This is a genomic window from Pseudoalteromonas sp. KS88, from assembly GCF_004766475.1.
Lineage (GTDB): Bacteria > Pseudomonadota > Gammaproteobacteria > Enterobacterales > Alteromonadaceae > Pseudoalteromonas.
The window spans coordinates 51,691-77,919 of record NZ_PYHV01000004.1 but is presented as its reverse complement, the minus strand read 5'-3'; the positions used below and the strand labels follow the sequence as shown (position 1 = coordinate 77,919).

Below are 26,229 nucleotides of genomic sequence, written 5' to 3'. Positions count from 1 at the left end.
TATCGGTCTTGTTTACTAATGAATTCAATTTTGCCAAATAAGCGACCCCATGACAGGACTACGACAATTAACCGCCCCTGCTATCAACTTGATGGTAAATTTGAAGTACAAAACTAAAATCAGTTTAGTGTTTGGGATTCTTTTAGTGCCATTAGCACTGAGCCTCTTTTTCTTACTCACACTTTTAACCGAAAGCATCCAAGTTTCTACGATGAAACGTCAAGGCTTGCAAACTTATCGCCTTTTACTTGATAACCACATTTCGGGCAACACCAGCAATAATGCAGCGCTTGCCAGAAGTTATGGCTATGCTGTGGATGATAGCCAAAACCTTGATGCCCTTGAATTGGTATCCATTCAATCTCAACTCGCCATTGATAATCATCTACCCAGTGCATACTTAAATAGAGTATTAGTGTCACCGATCCCAGCTTTGATCAAACAAATAAATTTAGCCAATGAGAGTGCTAATAAAGTACTCGATGATAACGCATTTTCTCCTGCTACATTTATTGCGTTATCAAATGTCACGAAATCACTCCCACAATACCAAGCGCACATACAAAAAACTTTAATTGTCGCGACGAGCGCAGATACCTTAGTAGACGAAAAGCTTACGCCTTTACTAACACAACTACAAAACAGTGTGACTAATTTTAAAAATACCATAGATAAAGAAATGCTCGAGCCTGATAGCTTATCTATCTCTAAAACCGACTTTACCCACTATTATAATGCGGTTCAACGCGACTTAGAAAAGTTGATTACACAAAGTGTCCCAACACTTGAACAGCTTGTTACGGATAAGCTGCAAGAACAACGTATGATCAGAAACATTGTTTTAGTAGCGTCATTATTGAGCTTGTTAAGTGCTGCATATCTATTGGTCGGTTTTTATTTTGCCGTTGTTGATGGAGTGACACGTTTTGCTAATGCAGCTAAGCAAGCTGCTAATGGTGATTTAAACGCGAGTTTAGCAACAATTGGGAGTGATGAAATGAGTATTATCACTGCACGTTATAATGCGCTACTTAACGCATTTACCCAATTACTGGCAGATGTTAAAACAACCACTGTTGACCTAAGTCAAGCAACTCAATCTTTACAACAAACAAGCCATAAAACCAGTCTGGATGTAAGTGAGCAACAAAACCGTGTTAGTACCATTCACACTGTACTCGAAGATATGTCGCAAAGTGCGCAGGCTATTGAAGGTTCAGCAGCTCAGGCAATGCACATTGCGCAAAGCGCAGCAGACCATGTAAAAGAAAGCTCAAACAACACCATGACACTCGCTAAGTACATGGAAGACTTACAAGTTGAATTTAAAGAAAACCAAAACGCTTTAGACCGATTAGCAATCGATAGTCAAAATATTGGTAACGTCAGCAAAGGAATTAGTGATATTGCCGATCAAACTAACTTGCTTGCACTGAATGCCGCAATTGAAGCTGCCCGAGCGGGAGAACAAGGAAGGGGATTTGCGGTTGTTGCGGATGAAGTGCGTACACTCGCATCAAGAACGCAGTTACAAACACAAGAGATACACCAAATTATTAGCTCTCTTCAGAAAGCGTCTGACGATACACAACAAAAAATGCAGCGCAGTGTAAAGAAAATGGCAGAGTGTGTGGGGTCAGCAAACAACACAAACACGGTACTACAAAACGCGCAGCACAGCATGCTAGAAATCCAGCAGCAAGGAGAACTTATTGCGCAAAAAGTGCAAGAACAGTCACAAGCGACTGCACATGCACTCAATGATGCTGAACAAATTAGTACTCTTGCGGTGCAAACACAAACATCGGCACAATCAGGCTTTGATGACGCAAGAAAACTAAATCAATTATCAGAGTTGCTTACAACAGCAATGAATCAGTTTAAAGTTTAAAGTTTACTGCCGACAGCGTGGCCTTGGTTCAAACTCACTCGCTCTAAGTGGTAGCTGAATAACCTTGCCACAGCCTGGCGGTGCTTGTAAGCCAGTTTGTTCATTAACAAATGCCCATCTAATAGACGGCGGGCGCGTATCAGCTATTGATTCTGGATTTAGTGGTTTCAAATAACGAATATATGTCTCAAGTGCCCCGACACTTCCAGTTAAGCCAGTGCTCTTATTATCATCACGGCCTAGCCATGCAACAGTAACAGTGCTTTGATCAAAGCCTGCAAACCAACTATCGCGCAAATCGTTGCTGGTGCCTGTTTTACCTGCTAACTGAATTGATGGGAAGTGTGCATTTAAACGCTTAGCTGTACCATCTTTAGTCACTCGCTTCATGGCATACTTAGTCATGTATACAGACGCTTTATCAAATCGAGGCTCAGAAATAACTTGGTGTTGATAAAGTACTTTGCCGACTGAATCGGTTAATGCTGAAATTGATGTAAGCTCTCTATATTCACCATCTGCAGCAAGTGTTGTATAAAGCTGTGCAACTTCGAGGCTCGACATTTCAACGGCTCCTAATAACAATGAAGGATACTGATCTATATGCCCTTTGGCACCAAGCTTTTCTAGCGTACCTGCAACATTGTCAACGCCAACATCTAAACCTAGATTGACCGCAGGAATATTAATACTTTTACTAAACGCTTTGTGCATTGGCATCATGCCGCGAAATTGACGGTCAAAGTTTTCTGGTTGCCACACATTGCCTTGCTCATTAGTCACCTGCACAGGTGAATCGTCAAGTAGAGTTGCAAGGTTATAATTAGGAGACTCAAGCGCCGTTAAGTAAACTGCAGGCTTCACTAAAGAGCCAATATTACGTTTGGTATCTAACACGCGGTTAAACCCTAAAAAGCGCGGATCACGTCCAGCCACTAATGCAGAAATACCGCCTTTTTCAACGTTTACTGAAATCATCGCCGCTTCTAACTGCTCTGTAGTTGCGCGTTTTTCAAGGTAAGGCAGGCTTTTTATAATGGAATTTTCCATCGCGGCCTGTTTTTGTAAATCAAAATAGGTGAACACCCTTACGCCCGCATCGAGTACATTTTGATCAGGAAGCAGCTGCTTTAGTTCTCGATCGACTAGTTCTAAATAACCGGGATAAGACTTAGGTAAGCTGTCTTTCATCGGTGCAATATCGATGGGTCGTTTTAGTGCAGCACGATACTCTCGCGTGTTAATTAACTTGTTATCCACCATCAAACGCAAAACAAGATCACGGCGCTCCATCGTACGCTCGCTGTACCTTCGCGGATTATAATAAGAAGGTCCTTTAACCATAGCCACCAGTAAGGCTATTTGATCGTACTCAAGCTCATCAACGGGTTTTGAAAAATAAAACTCAGAAGCCAAGCCCATACCATGTACCCCTTGGTTGTAAGACTGGCCAAGATATACTTCATTCAAATACGCTTCTAAGATTTGATCTTTAGAATAACGATAATCCAGGATCAACGCGATAAGTGCTTCATTAAACTTACGAATAAGTGTGCGGTCACGGGTTAAGTAAATATTCTTTGCTAGCTGCTGAGTTAGCGTACTGCCGCCCTGAACCGTGCGACCAGCTTTAATGTTGCTGTATAATGCACGCATAATTGATAAAATAGATACGCCATGGTGTTCATAAAACTTTTGATCTTCTACAACCAGTAAAGTGTCTTTAAGCATGCGTGGAAATTTATCAAGAGGGACGAACTCGCGATCTTGTTTCGAATCATTACCAATTCGGGCAATTTGTACTGGCTCTAAACGCGCACTATTCAAACGTCGACCAAATTTGTCTTTGATTGTCGCCAACTTCTGCCCAGCAAATCGTAGTTCAATTACTTGTGAATCTTCAAGGCCATCAAAAAACTCAAACTCTCGACGATAAATTTTAATACTATCGCCCGCTTTTATGTATTGTCCTGTGCGGCTTAACTTATTAATTGATGAGTAATTTAACCTATCAAGTTCCCAAATCACTTCTTGAGCTGACAAAAATTGCCCAGGATAAAAGCTCATAGCACGTGCATAAACTTGAGCAGGAAGCTGCCATTTATTGCCTTCGAACTGGCGTGTTATTTTTGCATCCAAATAGATTAAGTAAAGCGCCATTGCAATGATACCTGCAAGGGTAAGCTTCCAAAGCACAGACACTAACTTACGTGTAAAACTGCGTTTTTTGGGCGTTTTAGATGAGTCTTTTTTGGGTGTCTTTTTGGTAGTGTTTGCAGCCTTACTCGCTGTCTTTTTGGCAGAGCGTTTTGCCGGAGTTTTAGGTGTGCGAGGTTCTTTTTTATCAGCCATTACGTTGCTATTACTTCCGGAAGTTAATTTACAGGTGCGAGCTTAGCATATCGCCATATACCCAAGCCACCTCAAAATGCAGAATTCCTGCTCCAAAAAGGCTTAATATCAAGGCGTTACTTTGCAACAATGGCAATTTTTTTAAAAGTAACATCGATGAAAATGAATGCCTGTGAAACGCCTAAGAGTTGGAAAAAGTAATTTATACTGCGTTGTTAATTTTTAATAATAGAATCACTATAACTTGCAATCAACGCCCTGCCTAAATCACTTTTAATTCCAACCTAAATTAGCATCTTTAAGTAGTTTGGGTGTACACGCTAACACCTGTAAAATTAACTGAAACTGAAAGTCGCTACACTCACATTTTCTTTCCTTGTACTGTCAGTCAATTTTAGCGAGTACATAACCAAATCGAGTGAATAACCGCCGGTATAAACAAAACAAAGCACAATAAAATATTGATTAATAAATGTTTACCAACACCCGCTTTTAGAAGTACCGCTACCGGTGGTAAAAATAGTTATAAAATTATAAGAATTAACTTGTTATCCATAAATATCCTTTATTGTTTGTATTTAGCCATTAAAGCATAGCCTCAATTACTTATTATTCCTATCTGATACTTCTGATTTTATTGGCCTTCAAATTGAATGCTAATTACAAAAAAAACCCTAGCAGATGCTAGGGTTTTGTTCGAACACACAATGAACTTTTACAATTTAGAGGTATTAGTTACCTCGTACTGATACAAACTCAGGGTAAGCATCTATGCCACAATCGTGTTGATCCATACCGTTTAACTCTTCTTCTTCGGTAACACGGATACCCATAGTCTTTTTCAGCACAACCCAGACAGCTAATGAAGCAACAAATACAAAGCCTAATATACATACCAAACCAATTAGCTGATTAACAAAGCTGGCATCAGCGTTTGATACTGGCACTAAAATAATACCCAAGATACCACACACACCGTGTACTGATATTGCACCTACAGGGTCATCAATCTTAACTTTGTCTAAAGCTACAATACTAAACACAACCAACGAACCACCTAAAATACCCAATACACAGGCCATCACTGGTGATGGTGAAAGTGGGTCAGCAGTTATAACAACTAAGCCGGCAAGCGCACCATTAAGTACCATGGTTAAATCTGCTTTACCCCACAACACTTTACATACAAACAATGCTGCAATAGCGCCCGTTGCCGCAGCAGCGTTAGTATTTAGTAAAATTTGACCTACCGCAGTTGCATTTTCAGCATCAGAGATTAGAAGCTGTGAGCCACCGTTGAAGCCAAACCACCCCATCCATAAAATAAATGTACCGAGTGTAGCAAGTGGTAAGTTAGAGCCTGGAATTGGGTAAATCTCACCGTTTTTACCGTATTTACCTTTACGAGCGCCTAGCATTAATACACCAGCAAGCGCAGCGGCAGCCCCTGTGCCATGCACAATTGCAGAGCCGGCAAAATCAACAAAGCCCATTTCAGACAAGAAACCACCGCCCCATGTCCAATATCCTTCGATTGGGTAGATAAAACCAGTTAGCACGATTGCAAATGCAAGGAACGCCCATAATTTCATGCGTTCGGCAACAGCACCTGACACAATCGACATTGCGGTTGCAACAAATACAACTTGGAAGAAGAAGTCGGACTCTAATGAGTGATCAGCATCTGCAGCTTGGGTACCAATCAAAGCGCCTATTGAAGGTACTAAGCCACCCTCGGCATTGTCTACATACATGATGTTGTAGCCAACGAGCAAAAACATCGTACAAGCTATCGCGTATAGCGCAACGTTTTTAGTTAAGATTTCAGTGGTATTTTTTGAGCGAACTAAGCCAGCTTCCAGCATGGCAAAACCTGCTGCCATCCACATAACTAAAATACCTGAGATTAAAAAATAAAATGTATCTAATGAAAACTTTAATTCTACTATCGTGTTTTCCATCATGCGTCCCCTTAAATTGCTTCTTCATCAAACTCGCCCGTACGAATACGAACAATCTGGTCTAAGTCATAAACGAAAATTTTACCGTCACCAATTTTGCCTGTTGAGGCAATTTTTGTGATGGTTTCAACAACACGTTCACAATTTTCTGTACGAGTAGCAATTTCGAGCTTTATCTTTGGAATAAAATCAACTTGGTATTCTGCACCGCGGTATAGCTCTGTATGTCCACGCTGACGACCAAAACCTTTGACGTCAACAACTGTCATCCCTTCAATGCCTAAATCAGCCAGCGCTTCACGCACATCATCAAGTTTGAATGGCTTTATTATTGCACTAATCATTTTCATAGTGGCCCCCTTCGGACGCTTATTGTTATCCTGTTAGCCTAGATAATCCAACCTTTGTGCCACTATTTTAAAGCAATTAAAAACAATAACTTAATGATAATAGTTAAATAAAAGAAACAAAAAACGCACCATTAAGGTGCGTTTTATTTACATTTTTACTTCACTGGTGCAAATTACTCACTGTGTTGTATCACACAATCTCGTTTTTGATCTTTTGCTTGATACAGCGCCTTGTCCGCTAGACGCATCGCGCTTGTTAACGTCACATTATTAAAATGTGTCAGGCCTACACTTACCGTAATAGTAAAAGATTGACCATTGATAACAAAGTCGTAAGCAGCAATACGCGCTCTAAACGCATCCATCAAGGCATAAGCTTGATCTATATTAATATCAGTTAACACAACTGCAAACTCTTCACCGCCCACACGTGACACTGTAAAGTCTTTAAATGAGCTTCGTAACAAAGAGGAAATTTGTTTAAGTGCCTGATCGCCAGCTTCATGCCCAAACTTATCATTAATCACTTTGAAAAAGTCGATGTCTAATAAAGCTAAGCAATTCTTACGCGACGTCTCTTTTAATAATTTTTCTGCAAACTGATAAAAATAACGTCGATTGTACAAACCTGTTAAGTCATCTCGATACGCACTTTCTTTTATATCTGCAATTAGTGCTAATTGTTCCATTGTCTGTAATACACGACAGTGAAACTCTTCATTCATAAATGGTTTCGTTAAAAAATCATTTGCGCCATATTTTATAAAGCGTGCTGAGAGCCCGTGTTTACCCGCGCCAGATAAACCAATAATCGCCAAATCATCTCTGCCTCTAAAGTTGCGCACCGCTTTTACTAACTCAAAGCCATCCATTGTTGGCATTGCGTAATCGGTCAGCAATAATTTTATTTCAGGATCCGCTTTCAAAATTTTTAACGCGTGTTCACCGTCATTGGCGTCTTGAACGCTAAATAGTTGCCTTTCAAGCATTTGCTTCATTAAAGAGCGACTTAGCATGGAGTCATCCGCAACAAGCGCTTTGCATCCTTGGTTTCTTAATAGCTGAGCTACAAGCTTAACAGCGTAATGGTAGGAGTCACGATTATCTTTTATAACGTAATCAACTACACCTAACTCAAGCATTTGCTGACGCTTGTATTCATCAATTTTAGATGTGAGTACCACCGTTGGTACATTTTTTTCGAGCGTATATTTTACCACTTCGCCATCTGGGGCATCGGGTAACGTTAAGTCAACTAAAGCAAGGGTATAATCATGAATACTCACACACTCCCGAGCCTCTGCAAACGTCCATGCAAAGTCAACAGCAACATTCAAGTAATGCGCGGTTAGGTGTCGCAGTACTTGTTGCACTACCTTACTATCTTCGACAATTAAAACTCTTTGCATAAACATCTCAATTACCCATTAACAGGGGGGTTGCTCAATGTGCGCATTAAAGCTAAAGCTCAAATATAATTTAGGCGGGTAATATACTCGATTACTTCACGAATCAAAATCCAATCCCACTAAATTAGGTAAAAAGCATACACAGATAAAAATTAACTAAGCTTAACTTCTACCTCTTACCGACTAATATCAGCACCTAGTCTCATTAACTTTGTTATTTAATCTAAAATTACCTTTAATAGCTGAAATATAAAAAAAGGATCCATTATGAAACTAATAAGTATTATCAGCCTTTCAGTCGCAGCGCTAACCCTTAGCGTCTCGTACGCAAGCTTTGCAACTGAAAATCAGCGTCGTATTGACGTTGACAGTACAGTTGTCACTGAGCACAAAGCACGCATTAACGGTGAACGCTTTTCTTACACCGCAACCACTGGCACCCAACCTGTATGGAATGACAATGGCGATGCAGTCGCCACATTGCAATATACTTATTATGAGCGCGACAAAGTTGACGATAGAACAAAGCGCCCACTGCTCATTTCATTCAATGGCGGACCAGGTTCAGCGTCAGTATGGATGCACCTAGCTTATACTGGCCCGCGTGTATTAAAGATTGATGATGAAGGTTACCCAATTCAGCCATACGGCGTAAAAGATAACCCTTACTCAGTGCTTGATGTGGCCGATATTGTTTATGTAAATCCAGTGAATACGGGTTATTCACGTGTTTTAGAAAACGAAAAAGGCGAGCTACCAAGTAAAGACGCACAGAAAAAAATGTTCTTTGGTGTCAATGCAGATATTAAATACCTTGCCGAGTGGCTCAACACCTTTGTAAACAGACATGAGCGCTGGCGTTCACCTAAATTTTTAATTGGCGAAAGCTACGGTACAACGCGTGTATCAGGGCTTGCTCATGAATTACAAAATCGCCAATGGATGTATATTAACGGTGTTGTGCTTGTATCCCCTACTGATATCGGTATCAAGCGCGATGGTCCTGTAAAGGCAGCGAATCGCCTACCATACTTTGCAGCAACCGCGTGGTATCACAAAGCATTAAGCCCTGAGTTACAAGCAAAAGATTTAGATGAGTTACTTCCTGAGGTCGAAGCGTTTACAATTAACAAGTTGATCCCTGCGATTGCAAAAGGCGGTTTTATTGGCGATGAAGAAAAACGCGCTATCATTAAGCAAATGGCACTTTACGCTGGTGTGTCTGAAAAATTTGTTGCACAAAATAACTTAGACATTCCAACTAACTTCTTTTGGAAAGAGTTATTACGCGATCGCGGTCAAACATTGGGCCGTTTAGACTCTCGTTATTTAGGCATAGACAAACGTGATGCTGGCGAATCTCCAGATTACTGGGCTGAACTCACCTCATGGCTACATTCATTCACCCCAGCAATAAACCACTATTTACGTCATGAGCTAAAATATAAAACCGACGTAAAATATAACTTATTCGGTAACGTACACCCTTGGGATCGCAGCAATAACAAAACAGGTGAAAACTTACGCTTGGCCATGGCACAAAATCCTTACCTCAATGTATTAGTACAAGCGGGTTATTATGACGGTGCAACAAATTACTTTGATGCAAAGTATACAATGTGGCAACTTGACCCTAGCAGTAAAATGCGTGACCGCTTAAGTTTTAAAGGCTACCGCAGTGGTCATATGATGTATCTTCGCCATGCTGATTTAGAGAGCTCTAATAATGATTTACGCGAGTTTATAATCAATGCATTACCCAAAGAAGGCGAAGCTGCTAAATATTAATAGCTGATATTTAGACTATATTTGTCCTGTCCAGCCCGTTTAAACGGGCTGTTCTTTTTATACCCAAACCACCTCAAATGCAGAACTCAGCGTATCACAGGGGCTTAATATCAAAGTGTTACTTTGCAATAATGGCAATCCCTTATAAAAAGTAACAACACAGAGAGCAAGCCACTGTGAAACGCCCAAAGGGTTGGTTTAAAAGCGATTTATACTGCGTTATCGATTTTCACCATTACTTGCTATCAGTGCCTTACCTAACGCGCTTTTAATTCCAACGACACTCGTATTCTGAGGTGATTTGGGTATATACTCAACTTATTGATTCAACATTTTTGGAAAACAAAGATGTCAGAAAACTATCGCGTTATGTTTGCAGGATTAGCAAACGATACTCAATCTAGCGACGCACAAACTAAACTGGCGACTAAGCTCAATGCGTCACCAAATAAGGTCGCTGCATTTTTTGAAAATAAACCTTTATTCGCTGCGTGCTCAAAAGATAAAGCACTAAAACAAGCTAAACTATTGGCAAGTTTCGGTATTAAAAGCAAGTTACAACCTATTAATACAGGCACTTCTGCAAATATTAGCGATGATGCAGCTTTGCAACGCGATGAACGCATTTTCAACGCACTTGATTACATCACCAGTAGCTTGATTCGAATTGAAGAAAAGCTCGATGATTTAGAGCAACGACTCCCTGCTGTAGACGAACAGCCTTCGGTGGCCGATGAGGGGGATTGGCAAAATGATGACTTATTACTGGATGAAGAGCTCAATACACCAATAAAAAAACATAACAACGCACTTCTTTATTCACTCATTGCGATGGTCATATTATTGCTCATTGTACTTGGGCTATCATTCGCTTTCCCTGATTTATTTGCCTTTTTAGACTCGTAAAACATAATTTGAAAGTGAAGCATGAATATTAATAGAGCAAATTTACGACAAAAAATTAGAAAACGGCGCCAAAACTTATCAAAAATTGAGCAAGAAATTGCAGCCGAACAACTTAAAGTGAATTTTATTCAACACCTAAAAAGGTACAATACAACTAAAAACTCACAGGTAGCACTTTATTTAAGCAACGACTCAGAACTTGATACATCCATGTTAATTAAAGAGCTTTGGACTAAAAACCACCTTGTATACCTACCTGTAATACACCCTTTCAACGGCACAACCCTGTACTTTCAGCGCTATGAAGAAAATTCACCCATGAGAGCAAATCGCTATGCTATCTTGGAGCCTAAGTTAAATTGTAGTCAGATTTGCCCCTTACAGGACTTAGATTACTTATTAATGCCACTCGTGGCATTTGATAGTCACGGTAATCGTTTAGGTATGGGAGGCGGTTTTTATGATAAGACCTTGGCGCGCTACCACAACGAAAACTGGCAAAAACCGCAACTTATTGGTCTTGCACATCAGTGCCAGCATGTTGAAAGTTTACCCGTAGAACCGTGGGATGTACCTTTAAATTTTATTATTACACCGCATAAAATTTACCATTGGTAAGCAATATATTTGTATACTTACGTAAATAAACTCCACCTATAGAGCAACTAAAAATGACACAAGATGAACTAAAAAAAGCAGCTGCGTGGGCTGCACTCGAATTCGTAGAAGAAAATACTATTGTTGGTGTTGGCACCGGCTCCACTGTTAATCATTTTATTGATGCACTTGGCTCTATAAAAGACACCATCACAGGAGCAGTATCAAGCTCTGATGCATCGACAGAAAAGCTTAAAGCGCTTGGTATTGAAGTATTTGAGCTAAATGATGTAGCAAGCTTAGACGTATATGTTGATGGTGCTGATGAAATAAATACACATAATGAAATGATCAAAGGCGGCGGTGCTGCATTAACGCGTGAAAAAATCGTTGCTGCCGTTGCCAAACAATTTGTATGTATTGTTGATGATACCAAGCTGGTTGATATCATGGGTGAGTTTCCATTACCTGTTGAAGTTATCCCAATGGCACGCAGCTATGTCGCACGCGAATTGTTAAAACTAGGTGGTGACCCAGTTTACCGCCAAGGTGTTGTTACCGACAATGGCAATGTTATTTTAGACGTACATAATTTAAAAATTACCGACGCAAAACAACTTGAGCAGACAATTAATCAAATTGTCGGCGTTGTAACCAACGGCTTATTTGCCGAACGTGGCGCAGATAAAGTCATCATAGGCACCAAAAATGGGCCACAGATAAAATAGGAATGAGGATATGAGTAAGGTATCGTTAGCAAAAGACAAAATTAAAATTCTCTTGCTTGAAGGTGTGCACCAAAGTGCAGTTGAAACACTAAAGCGTAATGGTTACAGCAACATCGATTACGTCAAAACATCGTTACCTGAGGACGAACTACTTGAGCGCATCAAAGATGTGCACTTTGTAGGACTTCGTTCTCGTACTCAAATTAATGCAACAGTACTAGAAGCAGCCGAAAAACTTGTTGCAGTTGGCTGTTTTTGTATTGGTACCAACCAAGTTGATTTAGATGCAGCACGCGAGCGTGGTATCGCTGTTTTTAACGCCCCATTCTCAAATACGCGCTCAGTTGCAGAACTTGTTCTAGGCGAAATTTTACTGTTGTTCCGCGGTATTCCTGAGCGTAATGCTATTGCACACCGTGGCGGGTGGTTAAAAACCGCTCATGGGTCGTTTGAAGCTCGTGGTAAAACACTGGGTATTATTGGCTACGGCCACATTGGTACACAGCTTGGCATCATGGCAGAAAACATAGGCATGAACGTTGAATTTTACGACATAGAGGACAAGCTAACGCTGGGTAATGCTACTCAAGTGCATAACCTAACTCAGCTACTACAACGCGCCGATGTTATTAGTTTGCATGTACCTGAAACACCACAAACTAAAAACCTTATTGGTAGTGCTGAAATTTCAGTCATGAAACAAGGGGCTATTTTGATCAACGCCTCACGCGGCACCGTCGTTGATATAGACGCCCTTGCAGAAGCTCTCAGTGAGAAAAAACTAAGCGGCGCTGCCATTGACGTATTCCCAGTAGAGCCAAAATCAAACGATGATGAATTTGTCTCACCACTGCGTGAATTCGACAACGTGATTTTAACCCCACACATTGGTGGCTCTACCCAAGAAGCACAAGAGAATATCGGTATTGAAGTTGCCGGCAAATTAGCTAAATACTCAGATAACGGCTCAACCATTACTGCTGTTAACTTCCCTGAAGTATCTCTACCTGAGCTTGCTAATCGCAGCCGCTTATTGCACGTACACCACAACCGCCCAGGCGTACTAACACAAATTAACCAAGCGTTCGCACAGCACGGCATCAATATCGCCGCACAGTACTTACAAACTGACGAAGCCATTGGCTATGTGGTTATCGACGTAGACACAGATCAATCTGAAGTAGCCCTGAAAGAGCTCAGTGCAGTAGAAGGCACTATTAGAGCCCGTTTATTGCACTAGGTGCTAGGTGCTAGGTGCTAGGTGCTAGGTGCTAGGTGCTAGGTGCTAGCAAAAGATAAAAGCCATGTTTGTTAATTCAAGCACGGCTTTTATTTAGATACAAAATAGAGTTATTAAGCAGTGAAAGGAACCCTATAGAAAAAGGCAATACATGCCCCCTGAGTCACCTTGAACGGCTTTCCTCATTTTTGGCTGCTTCGTACATCAATCACTGTAAATCCGAGCTTTTCTGCATTATTTACAACCAAATTAAAACACACAATAAAAATAATAAAACCTAAGAAAAAGGTTAATAGGTGTTTAATTTTACCGCCTTCTAATCGCATTAATCTGCCTGTAAAAATACAAAAGCTCCTAAGAGAAATAATGAACAGTGCAAACATAAATACGAAAAATATAACTTTAAAAACGACAAACATAACTCTCACTTAGACTGCTAACCAAGCTGTAAAATAATGCTAACGACAGATATAAATTACTCGAAGTGTTGTGATTCAATGAAACCATAAAACAATGTGTATTAAATACATTCATTATTCCACTAGCAATTGCCTTAGTAAACCAGCGAGTAAAACTCTAGATGTGTTATTTTGCACCAAAACGGCAGTTGGACTAAACCTAACACCACGCGGCTCTGGTGGTACGATGCGAGTAAAATAAAAGCCGTGCTTATTTTAACAAGCACGGCTTTTTATTTTTAAGTGATAAACCTAATTCAACAAAAACTACTGTCAGCACATGAAATAGGGCATTTTGCTGTTAATTGCCACCACGAAGGCGCGCAGCTTGTCCGCTTAAAAAGGCTTGGGTTGCACCTTGTTTAAAGCGCCTTAAATCCTCATCACCACTAATAGATGAACAAGGAATAGTATCATTACATCGAGAGCCTCTGATTCTGCTTGATGTTGACGCCCTCATGCTAGGTAAGTTTTTCAATCCAGAAATAAACATATCCATTGTCTGCTTTTCTCTGACCACCTCGATACGTTCAATGTCTTTGTTTTTGGGTTCTCTGGGTAAAGCAACGCCTAAGTCGACGAGCTTTTGTTTTGCTCTTGGGTCTCTATTAGCGATTTTTTTATACAGTGCAAGCGACTTCTCTTTATCAGCTTTTCCCAACATTGTAGACTCATGCAGTTTAGCCAATAAATAATGTGCTCTAACATGCCCTTTATTAGCAGCTAACTCTAACTTTTCTTTTGCTTCGAACACATCTTCTTGAGACGGGTTGTTCAACAATAAGTACACCGCGGTAAAGTAATGCGCTTTTTTTAACTTTTTCGCTGCTTTTCGTAAATTAGTAAGTCCAAGGCTGACGTTAACTTCCCCGCCTTCGCCTTCAAGCATCATAATACCCAGCTTGAATTGGCTGTTTGGTAAATCCCAACGCGCAGCTTCATAAAAGTACCGGCGCGCTTTTTTTAGATCCTTTTCCACCCCATAACCATTGTAATAAAAGCTCCCCATCATTTCTTGCGCGATGGGTATTTGTTGGCGTGAATATTGTTTTAATTTTTTAAACTCTTGCTTACAGTGCTCTGACGAGCACGCCCCTAACTTATCTTGATTTTTTGGTGGGCTATCAACACCTGCAGAGGTAATAAATGAGGCTAAAAATGTTGATAGGAGTAAACCGGTAAGTAATGGCGTTCGCATAAATAATTTCACTCATCCTTGTTATTGTTGAATAAACAATAGTCAAAGCAAGTTTATAAGTCAATCATTCTAAAACTAACTACTTGATAAAAAATAAACATAAAAACCATCAACGAGTAAGTTTATTTAGCTAACCGTCTCAAAAGTGATGCTGATTGCCCTTGAAATGAAGCATATTCATGCTGGCTTGATGGTGAACCTTAATGCGGCTCAATGCACTCCACTTCAAGCAAATAAAAATTAATACTATACCACTGGGGTCAACTTGGGTTTTGCAGAGAGCACGAGTGGCTTTGAGTCTAAATAGTTGGATAAAAATGGACTAAGTTGGGTTAATCAAACAATGAACGTAAGCTATCGCTTTCAATAGACCTGTGATGATTTGAAAGCGCGAGTTAGCGCGCTTTTAAATCATTCAAAATGGTACTTTTTCTTAAACTTAAGAATTATAGCTTCTCGAGCTACTCCCCTTTTGCTTGTAAGTTTATAAACTCTGCCAGCTCGTTAGGTTGCCCCATTAGAGTAAAAATCTGTTGGTTTATTTCGGTCATGGTTTGCCCCTCAGGCAGGCTTGCCGAAACAGTTAGCGACCCAAATCCTTTAGTGAAGTCTTTAATTGCTTGCGCTAACTCATCGCTCACTGGAGATTGCTGTAATTGCATATCGACCATTTGTTGCATTTGCTCAAGTGTCATCCCTTGCTTTTCAAGAACTTGTTCAACTAAGGCTTTAAACTCACCTTGGTTTTGTAAGTTAATTTCAATAGTGCGTGGCTCAAGACCAGAGAGCGCTTCCATCATAATTGTTTGCTGCTGAAGTTCCTGCTCTAGGGTTAATTGTTGTGAGCCACTTTCTTGCTGCAATTTACTGGCGGCCAACGACGCTTCCATCAATGGCGTTGAATTAGCTAAGCCTAAATCAAAATTAAACGCAATAATGTCGTTTGCATCGATAGTAAGTTTAATATCACTATTGCCTGACTCCGCATCGTAATTCATCAAAGTATGTAAGTCATAACGCGCGCTGGCCAGTTGATTGTTTGCATTAGCTGGAAGCTGCGCCACAAACTCGTCACTGAATTTAAACCCATTGACTGATAACTCAGTACGAGGCGCTATTTTATCTGTCTCGTATCCAGCAACCAATATATCATCAATTACAGCGATGCTTTTACCATCAAAACCAGTTACAACGAGATTAGACAGTTCAACACTTTGTGAAAAAACACTCGCTGATAACTCATCATATGAGATTACCGAACCAACCTGCTCCGTTAGCATTGCAAGCTGGCGGTCAACTTCACCTTTGACTTCTTGGGTTACAAGGTGGTTAGCGTAGCTAACACCACCGAGTGTTATAGCCACAACACCTGCAATAATTGCTAGTTTTTTCATTATATTCCTTATTATGTTTTTTAAATCAATTTATCTTCGCTCAAGGTTAACATTGAACAACATGACTCGTTAAGCGCTTTTAAAGCCTGCTATTAATTTATCAGGCTTAGCAGCTCATGCACTGTTTTAACGGGGGTAATTTTTGCTCCAAGTCCTTCCATCGACTTATGATAATTACGAAATGGTATAAATATTTCAGTAAAGCCATGTTGCGCAGCTTCTTTAACCCTTGGCACGCCGCTGTCTATCGGCCTTACGTCCCCATTTAAGCTAAGCTCACCCATAATGCAGGTTGTTCGCGGTACCACAAACTCATTTAAACTACTCAATAAAGCCGCAACTAAAGCAAGGTCAATACAGGTTTCTGATTCGTCAATTTTCAAACCGCCCACTATATTAAAAAAAGTGTCGTGAAAAATTTTAGTTTTAGTATGTTTACGCAAAATACCTGTGAGCATTTTGATTCGGTTCATGTTTAACCCTACACACACTCGTTGCGGGAACTCGGCTTCGGTTTCGGTGGTTAAACATTGAATTTCAAGCAATAGGTTTCGGTTGCCTTTACGGATACAGGTAATGGCAGAACCCGGTGATTCAGTACTTGAGCCCGATAAAAATATTTCACTTGGGTTATCTACACTGAGCATGCCCCGCTCGCACATTCTAAAAATGCCTACAGTATCTATATCACCAAAACGGTTTTTATTGGCTCTTAAAGTACGGATTTGGCCATCGTTTGTATCTATATGTAATAACGCATCAACGATATGTACTAATGTTTGTGGGCCTGCTATCTCGTTGTTTTTATTAACATGAGCAATGATGAACATAGTGACATCATTTTGTTTGCAGTACTGGGTTAAAGCTTGCGCAGCACTTTTAACTTGTGAAGGCGAACCTGGGCTGCCGTTGGCAGTGTCGGTGACAACCGCTTGGATAGAGTCTATTACAGCAAACTTAATTTTGTTCTTTTCAAGCTCTTCAATTATCGTCTCAACACTAGTCTCAGAAAGGAGGTAAAGCTCATCCGCGTTATAATCAAGCTTTAAACGGTTTACACGATTTTTAAACTGCGATAAAGACTCCTCAGCAGTACAGTAAAGTGATGGCATGCGCTTAGACATTCTTGCAACCAAATCAGAAAGCAGTGTTGTTTTACCTGCACCCGGGTCTCCGGAAATAATATTCACCGAACCGGTTGTAACACCACCGCTTAATACCCTATCAAGCTCTCCAATCTCAGTAAGTTGTTTTTCAGCCTCGACGGTGGCGATATCATTTATTTTTTTTGAACCTCCGCCTACTCCACCCGCATAACCACCGACACCTGCGCGTGACGAAGCTTTTTTATTTTGCCCTGCAGAGGGCTTAAATTCGGCTAAGGTATTCCACGCACCACAACGACACTGTCCTTGCCAACGCTGATAGTTCATGCCGCATTCGGTGCAAACAAACTCTACTTTTGCCGTTTTTGCCATTTAAATTCTTACCTAGTCTTATGTATTTATATTATGCTTATAAAAGCGTTTATTTTGTTAACTCATGGTTTTACATGGTTACACTGCTTGCCAATTAGTTAAATCAGCGCCACAATCTATTTATAGCTTTATGAAATTTCTTTAAGGCACGTTTTTTGCTTTGTTTTTAGTTAGCTAATACATAGATTTATGAGCCATTTATTTGGCAAATTATAATAATAAAAATTAAAAGTAGCTATCGTAACACTATTATAAGTAGTAAAGCAGCTCTACTAAGTTAACGTGTTACTTATATAAATAGATGATGTATCTACTTTTCCAAGGTGATGGTTTTATAGATGAGTGAAGATGTTCTCCTAAAATACGAAGATTTAGTTGATGAATTAAAATCGTATTTAGGCAATACAAAATTTGATGGAATCTTTAAATCAAAAACAGCAGGCTTAACTAAGCCTGAGCAGTTTTTGATCAAGATGGAAATGTCACGCTTATCTCAACCCGTTGCACGTTTTATAGATTTAAGAGGCCAAGTAACTGGCCAAGTAAAGCCCTACGAATATGGTGGTAAGCAACACTTTATGGATGAAACTGCCATAAGCGTGTTTGAAGAAGCAATAAAACGCCATGGCGGTTATACCCTTGCAGTTTATGAAGCGGTAATGAATACCGATAATAACCATAGGGTCATGCAAAAAAAGGCGACAGAACTTGCTAACCAGCCAGAGCAACAAGCTCAAAATACACTTAGTTGCCAAGTAATCAAATTTGCCTCTTATGAAAGTCGCCGTGAAGAGCGGATGAATTACTCAATTAAAATTACTGTTGAGATAAACCAAGGAAATACAATATCTGCTACCACATCAGATATTTCCTTAAGTGGTGCCAAAATCAAACTAGCGCCGCGGTATACTGTTAAACGTGGACAACTCATCGGATTAAGGCTCGTTGGCTTAGAGCAAGACTTTGAGCTTGGGCTAAAAAATGGTATTCAGTATGAGGTGGTTGCTGTTGAACCGGTATCTGCAGATTTTAACCACGTCCGATTAAAACGAACATTTATTGAAAACAATGTTAAATTCGATGAGTTTCTAGAAAGCTTTATCCACGGTAATAAACGCAGATACAAAGTAAACTTAGATAATACGCTTGATGCGGTAGTTTCAAAAGGGTATGAGCAATACTATATACCTCGCGTTGCTTCATTATTTGTTTTTTTTAGTTTAGAAAGTGAAAAGCTATACCCAAGTATAGCGTTAACAACTGAAAACAATGTGTTCATCCAACGTTATTTCTGCGATGAACGAAAGTTATCTTGCCTATACTCTATCTTGAATCAACAACGTCTGGCTGAACTTTTAAACGACCCTGCCCCAGTGAAAGAGGAGTACTTATACACTTTCACTCACGTGGTGTCTGGCAAAGTATATTATTATTCGGCGACCCGAACTGAGCTTAACAAAGAGCCTAAATTACATAATTTGTTTTTTGGCTTTGGTAGCCAAAAAGACAGCTGGCAATGTTTTAAAGTACAGTTAATGCCAAGCCATCCTGAGGATTCTTTTATACCTTTGAGCCTGCCTAAAACAGCGGGTAAAGATATTGAAAAACTTAACAAGCCTCCGTCACCTCGCGTGCAAGGCATGTTAAAAGACATAAAATATTTAGCTGTATTAACCGCGGTGGGCACCCCCGCAGAGCAAAAACGTTACCAAACCATTGAATACAATAAAAGTGTAGTCAATGAATTAAAACGCTTTGGTCATGGTAAACACAAAACCCCTCCCCGCTTAGAAGCCATTGATCTTGAATATGTAAATTTGCGTGCCCACAAGCGTTACCTCTATAAAACAGAGGTTATTGTGAATGAAGTAGCCTCAGAAGAACATTCAATTCAAGCTCATAGCCTTGATTTTTCGGTGATGGGGTTGCAAATTGAGTGCAAGCAGCCAGTTGATTTTAAAAAGGGTCATATTGTAGAGCTCAGCTTACCTGAGTTACAAAAAATCACTAAAAAGCATCAGTTATCTAAGCTTAAATATGAAGTGATGGCTGTAAGCAAGTCTTTGACTACTATTAACTTAAAAGCCACAATATTAGCTGACTTACCTCATATGGGAGTGAAGTTTTTCACTCAATTAATTGAAAATAATAAAAGTAAGTTAAAGGTATCTGAAGAGACACCAAAAATTCCAGGGCTTTCAACTGCACTAAGAAACATGGTGACAAAAACAGTGTGTCAGCTCCCTTTTTATTTACATAAAGAAGCCGCACATTTTACCACAGGTGCAATTGGTCAAGGTTTGTACCCTAGCCCTATACATCGTATTTTACAAAGCTTTGGTTTGTTAAATGAAAAGACCAGTTTAGACGCATTTTTGTCAACTGATCAAATTACCGACACAATCACACCATTGATTAAAGACCGAAGCCGACAAGATCCTCCCTTACCATTTACCTTGTTCATTCGCTTTGATCCGAAAAAGTCATCCGTTGAAAGTGCGATAAAAACTCAATGCACAGCAGTTGATGATTTTGCGCCGCATACGTTTTTCCTCAAAAAAGGCTTAAAGAATGAGCTGATTTTTGTAATGCGTCTGTTTATATCGCGAACAGGTCGCCCTGATACCGATTACTTATCAAACGAATTAAAATATGTCAGCCAATATGCTTTGCACAAAGCGAAAGACTTAGAAGAAGCGCTTTGGTCTGTTGCTGGTGTAGGTGACATGGTGGATGTAACAGAAGAAGCGCTCAATCACTTTGACTTTAAAGCTGAGCAAATAGAACAAATGTCATCACGAAAAAAAATTTGGTTGAATCGATTAGGTTAAGTACGAAAGTTACCTAAAACTTACGGTTCGTTGATTATTTAACCTGAACTCTGGATAATAAATCTATNNGGAGACTAATAAATATATTTGTAATTTAATATCAATACATTAGTACATCTCTTAACCAAAGTTCAGGTTATTTAGGGATAGTCAGCAAATACAATAATTGTAATAAGGAGCCTTCGCATATTGCTGCTTGTGCCTGTTCAACTACTTTAGGTTTACCGTGAACGGCAACGCCTAATCCAGCCTCTTTCATCATTACTAAATCATTTGCGCCATCACCTATTGCGACTGTTTGATGAGATGGTAAGCTCAATCGCTTTTGCAGCATACCAAGCACTTTGGCTTTTTGATTAGCGTCTACAATTGTGCCAAGCACTCTACCCGTCAGTTTGTTGTCTTTAAATTCAAGCACATTTGCATGTACTTCATCTAGGTTGAGTAACGCCTGTACTTGTTCTGCAAAGGGTACAAACCCACCAGAGGCAATGGCTAAATACCAGTTATGCTGTTTTAGTACTCGACACAGTGCGTCGATACCCGGCATCAACGGTAGCGTACTCTTGAGCTCATCAATTAAGCTTTGCTCTATACCTTCAAGCTTTGCAACTCGTTGATACAAGCTTTCACTAAAATCGAGCTTACCTGCCATCGCTTCTGCGGTGACTGCTGCAACTTCGTCATAAACATTTGCAAGGCGTGCTATTTCATCAATGCATTCAATTGTGATTGCCGTTGAGTCCATATCCATTACCAACAAACCCGGCTCATTTAAATTAGGCGGCGTGCTGAGTTGTACCAATTGAAAGCCTTTAGCATGAGCAAACTCATTCATTACCAAGGGGTTTAAAGAGCCATAATAGTCATTACTGTAGAAACAAATAGCTGGTGCAAGCATTGGATCCGGTTGGTAGCGACAAACGCTACTAACTAAAATGTTATTCGCGTTGAGGAAATTTAGAATATCCTCAAAATTTTCACCATCTAATTGTGCCCCAAATGCAACACTAAACGTCCCCTTTGGATTATCAGGTATGAGTGTTTTTGTAAATTCAGCCTCAACAAACTGATACCAGTTGCCAAGTACTAATTGCGATGATAATTGGGCTGGTGATAGGGCCGCAAGGCGTTCCAATGTCATGATGACTCCAAATGAGACTAATGTCCCCCTGCATTTTTAACAGTAAACTCGCCATAAGCAGGGATTTAAGGTTATAGTTAGCATAGTTGTAACATCAAAAACAAAGGCTGTCAGCAGCGTAAGCAATGACTATGAAAAATAACCATATTAATAACCCAGTTTCAGCATCTGTTAGGCAACGACTTGTTCGCCTGAGCTTAGCGGCTGCTTGCTTTTTATTATTAACATGGGTTGCTGTGAATAGCAGCTTTCAAAGTCATCAGTTACTTTATGATAATGCTGACAATACAGCAAAGAGCTTAACACGGCTTATGGCACTGAGTGCACAAACACCACTAGTTGAAAAAAACAAACCTGCACTCAATGCGCTTTGTAATAATATTAGTAAAGATGAGTTTGTGCTAGCTGCCACAATTTACGACCATCAAGGTGCATTAATTGCGAGCAGCGATAATTGGCAACCTCACCATTTAATGGGTAAATTACCCCATTCAACCCCTGGTATTAGTAAATTAAAAACTCCCTTTGTTGAGCCTGTTACCAATGCTGATGGGCGTCCTATAGGGTTTGTTTCGATTACTTATTTAACCCGTGCAGCGGTATCACAAAGCCATAACCATTTTCATGATTTAGGCCGCCAAGTACTTTTAATGTTAGTGATAACGAGTATTTTTACATGGCAACTGGGTCGTGGTTTAAAGCGTTGGCAAGTTAGTCGCTATATGCAAAAAAGTGCTGAACAAGAGTCATAAAGCTGCTGCTTAAATGTCGCTTTACCTCCACCTGTTAGTTGCTTTAGTTCACATAATTGGTCAAACACACGAGGTAGTTGCAGTGGCGTGTTTATTTGTCCTTGGAAGCCTGATAAAGGCATTGAGGGGGAATCCGTTTCCAATAGTAAATACCTTGCATCTAACTGCGCAATAACGTGGCGAGTCTTTTGGGCTCGCTCATATGTAATAGCTCCCCCCACTCCTAATTTAAACCCCTGCTCAATATAATAGTGTGCTTGCTGTATTGAACCTGAAAACGCATGTATTACACCGCCATATTTAGGCTTACAGCGTTTAAAGGACTGGGCAATTAAGTCATGGCTTTTTCGATGATGGACAATTAAGGGAAGTTGCAGTTGGTTTGCTAGCGCTATTTGGTACTCAAAAATATGAATTTGAAGAGCAAGGTCATCGATACTGCGGTCAATACCACACTCACCAATAGCAATAATTGTATCTCTATGATGATGAGCAAATTTAGTTAATTTTGCTAAGTTCTCATCAAGGTATTCTGATAAGAAGTAAGGGTGTAAACCTGCTCCAATACGAACACAGGAATAGCGCTTTGCAAACTCAATAAGTGCCTTAGATTGCTCTAAAGTAACCCCAGGAACAATAAAAGCGTTTACACCCTGCTGCTGGCATCGCTCTATCAATTGCTCCCTATTAGGCTCAAATTCACTAAAGTCTAGGTGACAGTGAGAATCAATAAAGCTCATAGCTACTTAGGGGTTCAACCGTGTAATTTGCCAACTGTTATCGGCTTGGCGTTGATACATAAATCGATCATGTAGACGGTGCGCGCCACCTTGCCAAAACTCAATTTTAGTCGGCACAACACAATAGCCGCCCCAAAAATCAGGAAGTGGAATTTCACCATTGGAGAACTTATTTTTCATATTAGCAAAGGTTTCCATTAACACTTTGCGCGATGAAATTGGTCTACTTTGAGCTGAAGCCCACGCTGCTAATTGACTTTCTTTCGGGCGTGATAAGAAATATTTCGCCACCGCCGAGGTAGGTAATGGCTTAGCTTCACCATAGACAATAACTTGGCGCTCCATGTGGTGCCATGGAAAGTGCAGAGAAATCTTGTTATTACCTTTAAGTTCTTGCGCTTTGCGCGAGCCTGTATTAGTAAAAAACACAAAGCCATTATCATCAAGGTGTTTTAATAACACGATGCGCTGTGAAGGTTGGCCGGTTTCATCAACTGTTGCCACTACCATAGCGGTTGGATCAGGCATTTGTGTTGCCACCGCATTTTCAAGCCACATTTCAAACTGCTTAAATGGGCAATCAAGCAAGTTGTCTTCGCTAAGCGCATCTTGCAGGTATTCACGACGAATATCTTCGAGTTTCATAAAATTCCCTCTAGGTTCTAGGTTCTAGGTTCTAGGTTCTAGGTTCTAGGTTCTAGGTTCTAGGTTCTAGGTTCTAGGTTCTAGGTTGACCAAAGTAGACGACCAACAAAGCCGTCAAGCAAGTATAAGGCGATAATTATATTAATTTTGTTGGGTTTCGTTGCTCTCAACCCAACCTACGACAAGGCGGACATTCGATTGAGCCCTATGAGCATACGTGGTGTATGTAATTAGGGCTAGTAACTCAATGCCAAACTACATATCTGCAAGTGTAGGAGCACTAGCAAGGCAATGAGTTTATTTATGCCAAGGAGCATACGTATTTTATATGTGACTTAGCATTTTTGGGTTTCGTAACACTCAACCCAACCTACAAGCAGAAGAATCCACCTAAGTAGTTTAGCCTAAAACAAGGCGGACATTCGATTGAGCCCTATGAGCATACGTGGTGTATGTAATTAGGGCTAGTAACTCAATGCCAAACTACATATCTGCAAGTGTAGGAGCACTAGCAAGGCAATGAGTTTATTTATGCCAAGGAGCATACGTATCTGGTATGTGACTTAGGCTAAATAAACTCATTAACGCAGCTAAAGCGAACTACGCGCAGCAGATTACATTTGCTCCATTACTTCAATGCCTAACAGATCCAAGCCTGTGCGCAATGTATCAGCCACTAAATTACACAACACTAAACGGCTGTCACGTATAGTTGGCTCTACGCCTTCTTTAAGTACTGGACACGCTTCGTAGAAGGTCATGTATAAGCTAGCTAATTCGTATAAGTAACTACACAATACGTGTGGTGTTGCTTCACTGATCATTTGATCAAGCACTTCTTCTAACTGAAGAAGTTTAAGAGCAAGTGCTTTTTCTTGTGGTTCAACAATAGCAACACCTGCGCTTAGGATCGCTGAATCTACACCTGACTTACGAAATATACTGCGTACGCGGGTGTAAGCATATTGCAAGTAAGGTGCGGTTGCCCCTTCAAAGCTAAGCATGCTGTCCCAATTGAAAGTATAATCACTGGTGCGGTTTTTAGATAAGTCTGCATATTTAACCGCGCCAATACCTACTTTGCGAGCAATTTCGCTACGCTCCTGCTCACTAAAGTCAGAAATTCGCTCAGCTAATTTTGCACTTGCACGAGTGATTGATTCTTCAAGTAAATCAGCTAATTTTACTGTGCCGCCAGTACGTGTTTTAAATGGCTTGCCATCTTCACCCATCATGGTGCCGAACGGACAAAACTCATAGCTGGTTTCATCACGCAATAAGCCTGCTTTACGGGCAGTTAGCTCTACTTGATTAAAATGAAGACTTTGGCGCGCATCAACAAAGATTAAGATACGCTCGGCGCCTAACTTGTTTGAGCGATAGTCACACGCTGCTAAATCGGTTGTTGCATATAAGAAGCCACCGCCAGATTTTTGCACGATAAACGCCGATGGTTCGCCATCTTTATTTGCCAGCTCATCTAAAAATACAACTTGTGCGCCTTGGGATTCAACTGCTATGTCTTTATTTTTCAGCAATGCAATAATATCGTTTAGCTCAGCGTTGTAGGCACTTTCAGCCATGATGTCATCGGCTGTAAGTGTTACATTTAAGCGTTTGTATACTTCTTCAGAGTGCTTAACTGACGTGGCAATAAACAGCTTCCACAGTTTTTCACAATGTGCATCGCCACCTTGTAATTTAACAACATAATCACGGGCTTTATCAGCAAAACCTTCTTCATCGTCAAAACGCTTTTTCGCGTCACGGTAAAAGGTCTCTAAATCAGCAAGTGCAACAGAATCTAAGTCAACACCTTGGTTTATTTGATCTTCTAAGTGAGCAATCAACATACCAAATTGCGTGCCCCAATCACCCATGTGATTTTGACGAATAACCTTGTCACCACGAAACTCAAGTGCACGTACTACAGAATCACCAATAATTGTTGAACGTAAATGGCCTACGTGCATTTCTTTGGCTAGGTTTGGTGATGAGTAATCAACTACAACGGTTTTTGGCTGCGCGTGTTCTGCAACAGCTAGTTTTGCATCTTGATTAGCGGCTTCAACACTGCTTGCTAAAAACTCAGGCTTTAAATGAATATTAATAAAACCCGGGCCTGCGATTTCTGTTTTATCGGCGATGTCACTGACATCTAAATTATCAATAATTTTTTGTGCAAGCTCACGAGGATTGCTTTTCATTTTTTTCGCTGCACCCATCGCGCCATTAATTTGGTAATCACCAAATTGTGGGCGTGTGCTTTGCGTAACCGCAGGATTAGTATCAGCCGGTAAGCCCGCTGCAGTCATTGCCGCAATGGCTTTATCAATTAATAACGTACGAATGTTCATGTAATTTGTT

19 protein-coding genes and 1 pseudogene are annotated in these 26,229 nt (G+C 40.3%); 8 read left to right on the top strand and 12 right to left on the bottom strand.

What is annotated here, in order from left to right:
* Positions 1–49 precede the first annotated feature (49 nt).
* Positions 50–1,891 (top strand): methyl-accepting chemotaxis protein, encoded by a 1,842-nt coding sequence (locus C7Y70_RS01525; protein WP_135473133.1) that lies wholly within the window; start codon positions 50–52, stop codon positions 1,889–1,891.
* Between the two features lie 3 nt (positions 1,892–1,894).
* Here C7Y70_RS01525 and mrcB read toward each other — a convergent pair whose 3' ends face one another.
* The 5 genes and pseudogenes from mrcB to C7Y70_RS01500 form a co-directional block, all read right to left on the bottom strand.
* Positions 1,895–4,243, bottom strand: coding sequence for a penicillin-binding protein 1B (mrcB, locus tag C7Y70_RS01520; RefSeq protein WP_135473132.1), 2,349 nt, complete (start codon positions 4,241–4,243; stop codon positions 1,895–1,897).
* A 394-nt stretch (positions 4,244–4,637) separates the two neighbouring features.
* Positions 4,638–4,799 (bottom strand): annotated as a pseudogene (locus C7Y70_RS01515) (YqaE/Pmp3 family membrane protein).
* A gap of 175 nt (positions 4,800–4,974) precedes the next feature.
* Positions 4,975–6,204: an ammonium transporter gene (locus C7Y70_RS01510; protein ID WP_099294901.1), complete on the bottom strand. Its 1,230-nt coding sequence runs from the start codon at positions 6,202–6,204 to the stop codon at positions 4,975–4,977.
* Positions 6,205–6,215: 11 nt separating this feature from the next.
* A complete protein-coding gene (locus C7Y70_RS01505) occupies positions 6,216–6,554 on the bottom strand; it encodes a P-II family nitrogen regulator (protein WP_058560161.1) in 339 nt (112 codons plus the stop codon).
* 173 nt (positions 6,555–6,727) lie between these two features.
* Positions 6,728–7,963: a response regulator gene (locus tag C7Y70_RS01500; protein ID WP_099295069.1), complete on the bottom strand. Its 1,236-nt coding sequence runs from the start codon at positions 7,961–7,963 to the stop codon at positions 6,728–6,730.
* A 267-nt stretch (positions 7,964–8,230) separates the two neighbouring features.
* Between C7Y70_RS01500 and C7Y70_RS01495 the strand changes: the two genes are divergently transcribed.
* The 5 genes from C7Y70_RS01495 to serA all read left to right on the top strand — a co-directional run bounded on the left by C7Y70_RS01495 (position 8,231) and on the right by serA (position 13,222).
* Positions 8,231–9,751 carry a carboxypeptidase gene (locus C7Y70_RS01495; RefSeq protein ID WP_135473131.1) on the top strand — a complete coding sequence of 507 codons (1,521 nt, stop codon included), beginning with the start codon at positions 8,231–8,233 and terminating at the stop codon, positions 9,749–9,751.
* A gap of 348 nt (positions 9,752–10,099) precedes the next feature.
* A complete protein-coding gene (locus C7Y70_RS01490; protein ID WP_135473130.1) occupies positions 10,100–10,657 on the top strand; it encodes a hypothetical protein in 558 nt (185 codons plus the stop codon).
* A gap of 21 nt (positions 10,658–10,678) precedes the next feature.
* Complete coding sequence (locus C7Y70_RS01485) at positions 10,679–11,275, top strand: 5-formyltetrahydrofolate cyclo-ligase (RefSeq protein WP_135473129.1); 597 nt, start codon at positions 10,679–10,681, stop codon at positions 11,273–11,275.
* 53 nt (positions 11,276–11,328) lie between these two features.
* Complete coding sequence (rpiA, locus tag C7Y70_RS01480) at positions 11,329–11,982, top strand: ribose-5-phosphate isomerase RpiA (protein ID WP_135473128.1); 654 nt, start codon at positions 11,329–11,331, stop codon at positions 11,980–11,982.
* Positions 11,983–11,992: 10 nt separating this feature from the next.
* Positions 11,993–13,222 (top strand): phosphoglycerate dehydrogenase, encoded by a 1,230-nt coding sequence (serA, locus tag C7Y70_RS01475; protein ID WP_099294906.1) that lies wholly within the window; start codon positions 11,993–11,995, stop codon positions 13,220–13,222.
* Between the two features lie 759 nt (positions 13,223–13,981).
* Here the strand turns inward: serA and C7Y70_RS01470 are convergent.
* From C7Y70_RS01470 to radA, 3 genes are all read right to left on the bottom strand, one after another.
* Positions 13,982–14,890 (bottom strand): tetratricopeptide repeat protein, encoded by a 909-nt coding sequence (locus C7Y70_RS01470; protein WP_237113971.1) that lies wholly within the window; start codon positions 14,888–14,890, stop codon positions 13,982–13,984.
* Between the two features lie 449 nt (positions 14,891–15,339).
* Positions 15,340–16,272 carry a hypothetical protein gene (locus C7Y70_RS01465; RefSeq protein ID WP_135473127.1) on the bottom strand — a complete coding sequence of 311 codons (933 nt, stop codon included), beginning with the start codon at positions 16,270–16,272 and terminating at the stop codon, positions 15,340–15,342.
* A 92-nt stretch (positions 16,273–16,364) separates the two neighbouring features.
* Complete coding sequence (radA, locus tag C7Y70_RS01460; RefSeq protein ID WP_135473126.1) at positions 16,365–17,750, bottom strand: DNA repair protein RadA; 1,386 nt, start codon at positions 17,748–17,750, stop codon at positions 16,365–16,367.
* A 338-nt stretch (positions 17,751–18,088) separates the two neighbouring features.
* Here radA and C7Y70_RS01455 point away from each other — a divergent pair, with 338 nt between their 5' ends.
* Positions 18,089–20,581 (top strand): PilZ domain-containing protein, encoded by a 2,493-nt coding sequence (locus tag C7Y70_RS01455; RefSeq protein ID WP_135473125.1) that lies wholly within the window; start codon positions 18,089–18,091, stop codon positions 20,579–20,581.
* A 136-nt stretch (positions 20,582–20,717) separates the two neighbouring features.
* Here the strand turns inward: C7Y70_RS01455 and serB are convergent, their stop codons facing one another.
* Positions 20,718–21,725: a phosphoserine phosphatase SerB gene (serB, locus tag C7Y70_RS01450; RefSeq protein ID WP_135473124.1), complete on the bottom strand. Its 1,008-nt coding sequence runs from the start codon at positions 21,723–21,725 to the stop codon at positions 20,718–20,720.
* A gap of 131 nt (positions 21,726–21,856) precedes the next feature.
* On the opposite strand from serB, the gene C7Y70_RS01445 reads away from it, so the two are divergent.
* Positions 21,857–22,477 carry an AhpA/YtjB family protein gene (locus C7Y70_RS01445; RefSeq protein WP_135473123.1) on the top strand — a complete coding sequence of 207 codons (621 nt, stop codon included), beginning with the start codon at positions 21,857–21,859 and terminating at the stop codon, positions 22,475–22,477.
* Here C7Y70_RS01445 and C7Y70_RS01440 read toward each other — a convergent pair.
* From C7Y70_RS01440 to argS, 3 genes are all read right to left on the bottom strand, one after another.
* Positions 22,444–23,217, bottom strand: coding sequence for a TatD family hydrolase (locus C7Y70_RS01440; RefSeq protein ID WP_135473122.1), 774 nt, complete (start codon positions 23,215–23,217; stop codon positions 22,444–22,446). The genes C7Y70_RS01445 and C7Y70_RS01440 overlap by 34 nt on opposite strands.
* 6 nt (positions 23,218–23,223) lie before the next feature.
* A complete protein-coding gene (gene pdxH, locus C7Y70_RS01435; protein WP_135473121.1) occupies positions 23,224–23,862 on the bottom strand; it encodes a pyridoxamine 5'-phosphate oxidase in 639 nt (212 codons plus the stop codon).
* 614 nt (positions 23,863–24,476) lie between these two features.
* Complete coding sequence (gene argS / locus C7Y70_RS01430; protein ID WP_135473120.1) at positions 24,477–26,219, bottom strand: arginine--tRNA ligase; 1,743 nt, start codon at positions 26,217–26,219, stop codon at positions 24,477–24,479.
* Positions 26,220–26,229 lie beyond the last annotated feature (10 nt).

What these genes read in the sequence shown, in the direction of transcription:
- pdxH (WP_135473121.1), bottom strand. Translation starts at nt 23,862, where the DNA reads ATGAAACTCGAAGATATTCGTCGTGAATACCTGCAAGATGCGCTTAGC.
- C7Y70_RS01485 (WP_135473129.1), top strand. Translation starts at nt 10,679, where the DNA reads ATGAATATTAATAGAGCAAATTTACGACAAAAAATTAGAAAACGGCGC.
- C7Y70_RS01495 (WP_135473131.1), top strand. Translation starts at nt 8,231, where the DNA reads ATGAAACTAATAAGTATTATCAGCCTTTCAGTCGCAGCGCTAACCCTT.
- radA (WP_135473126.1), bottom strand. Translation starts at nt 17,750, where the DNA reads ATGGCAAAAACGGCAAAAGTAGAGTTTGTTTGCACCGAATGCGGCATG.
- serA (WP_099294906.1), top strand. Translation starts at nt 11,993, where the DNA reads ATGAGTAAGGTATCGTTAGCAAAAGACAAAATTAAAATTCTCTTGCTT.
- C7Y70_RS01510 (WP_099294901.1), bottom strand. Translation starts at nt 6,204, where the DNA reads ATGGAAAACACGATAGTAGAATTAAAGTTTTCATTAGATACATTTTAT.
- C7Y70_RS01465 (WP_135473127.1), bottom strand. Translation starts at nt 16,272, where the DNA reads ATGAAAAAACTAGCAATTATTGCAGGTGTTGTGGCTATAACACTCGGT.
- C7Y70_RS01505 (WP_058560161.1), bottom strand. Translation starts at nt 6,554, where the DNA reads ATGAAAATGATTAGTGCAATAATAAAGCCATTCAAACTTGATGATGTG.
- C7Y70_RS01440 (WP_135473122.1), bottom strand. Translation starts at nt 23,217, where the DNA reads ATGAGCTTTATTGATTCTCACTGTCACCTAGACTTTAGTGAATTTGAG.
- C7Y70_RS01455 (WP_135473125.1), top strand. Translation starts at nt 18,089, where the DNA reads ATGAGTGAAGATGTTCTCCTAAAATACGAAGATTTAGTTGATGAATTA.
- C7Y70_RS01490 (WP_135473130.1), top strand. Translation starts at nt 10,100, where the DNA reads ATGTCAGAAAACTATCGCGTTATGTTTGCAGGATTAGCAAACGATACT.
- C7Y70_RS01445 (WP_135473123.1), top strand. Translation starts at nt 21,857, where the DNA reads ATGAAAAATAACCATATTAATAACCCAGTTTCAGCATCTGTTAGGCAA.
- argS (WP_135473120.1), bottom strand. Translation starts at nt 26,219, where the DNA reads ATGAACATTCGTACGTTATTAATTGATAAAGCCATTGCGGCAATGACT.
- rpiA (WP_135473128.1), top strand. Translation starts at nt 11,329, where the DNA reads ATGACACAAGATGAACTAAAAAAAGCAGCTGCGTGGGCTGCACTCGAA.
- mrcB (WP_135473132.1), bottom strand. Translation starts at nt 4,243, where the DNA reads ATGGCTGATAAAAAAGAACCTCGCACACCTAAAACTCCGGCAAAACGC.
- C7Y70_RS01525 (WP_135473133.1), top strand. Translation starts at nt 50, where the DNA reads ATGACAGGACTACGACAATTAACCGCCCCTGCTATCAACTTGATGGTA.
- C7Y70_RS01500 (WP_099295069.1), bottom strand. Translation starts at nt 7,963, where the DNA reads ATGCAAAGAGTTTTAATTGTCGAAGATAGTAAGGTAGTGCAACAAGTA.
- serB (WP_135473124.1), bottom strand. Translation starts at nt 21,725, where the DNA reads ATGACATTGGAACGCCTTGCGGCCCTATCACCAGCCCAATTATCATCG.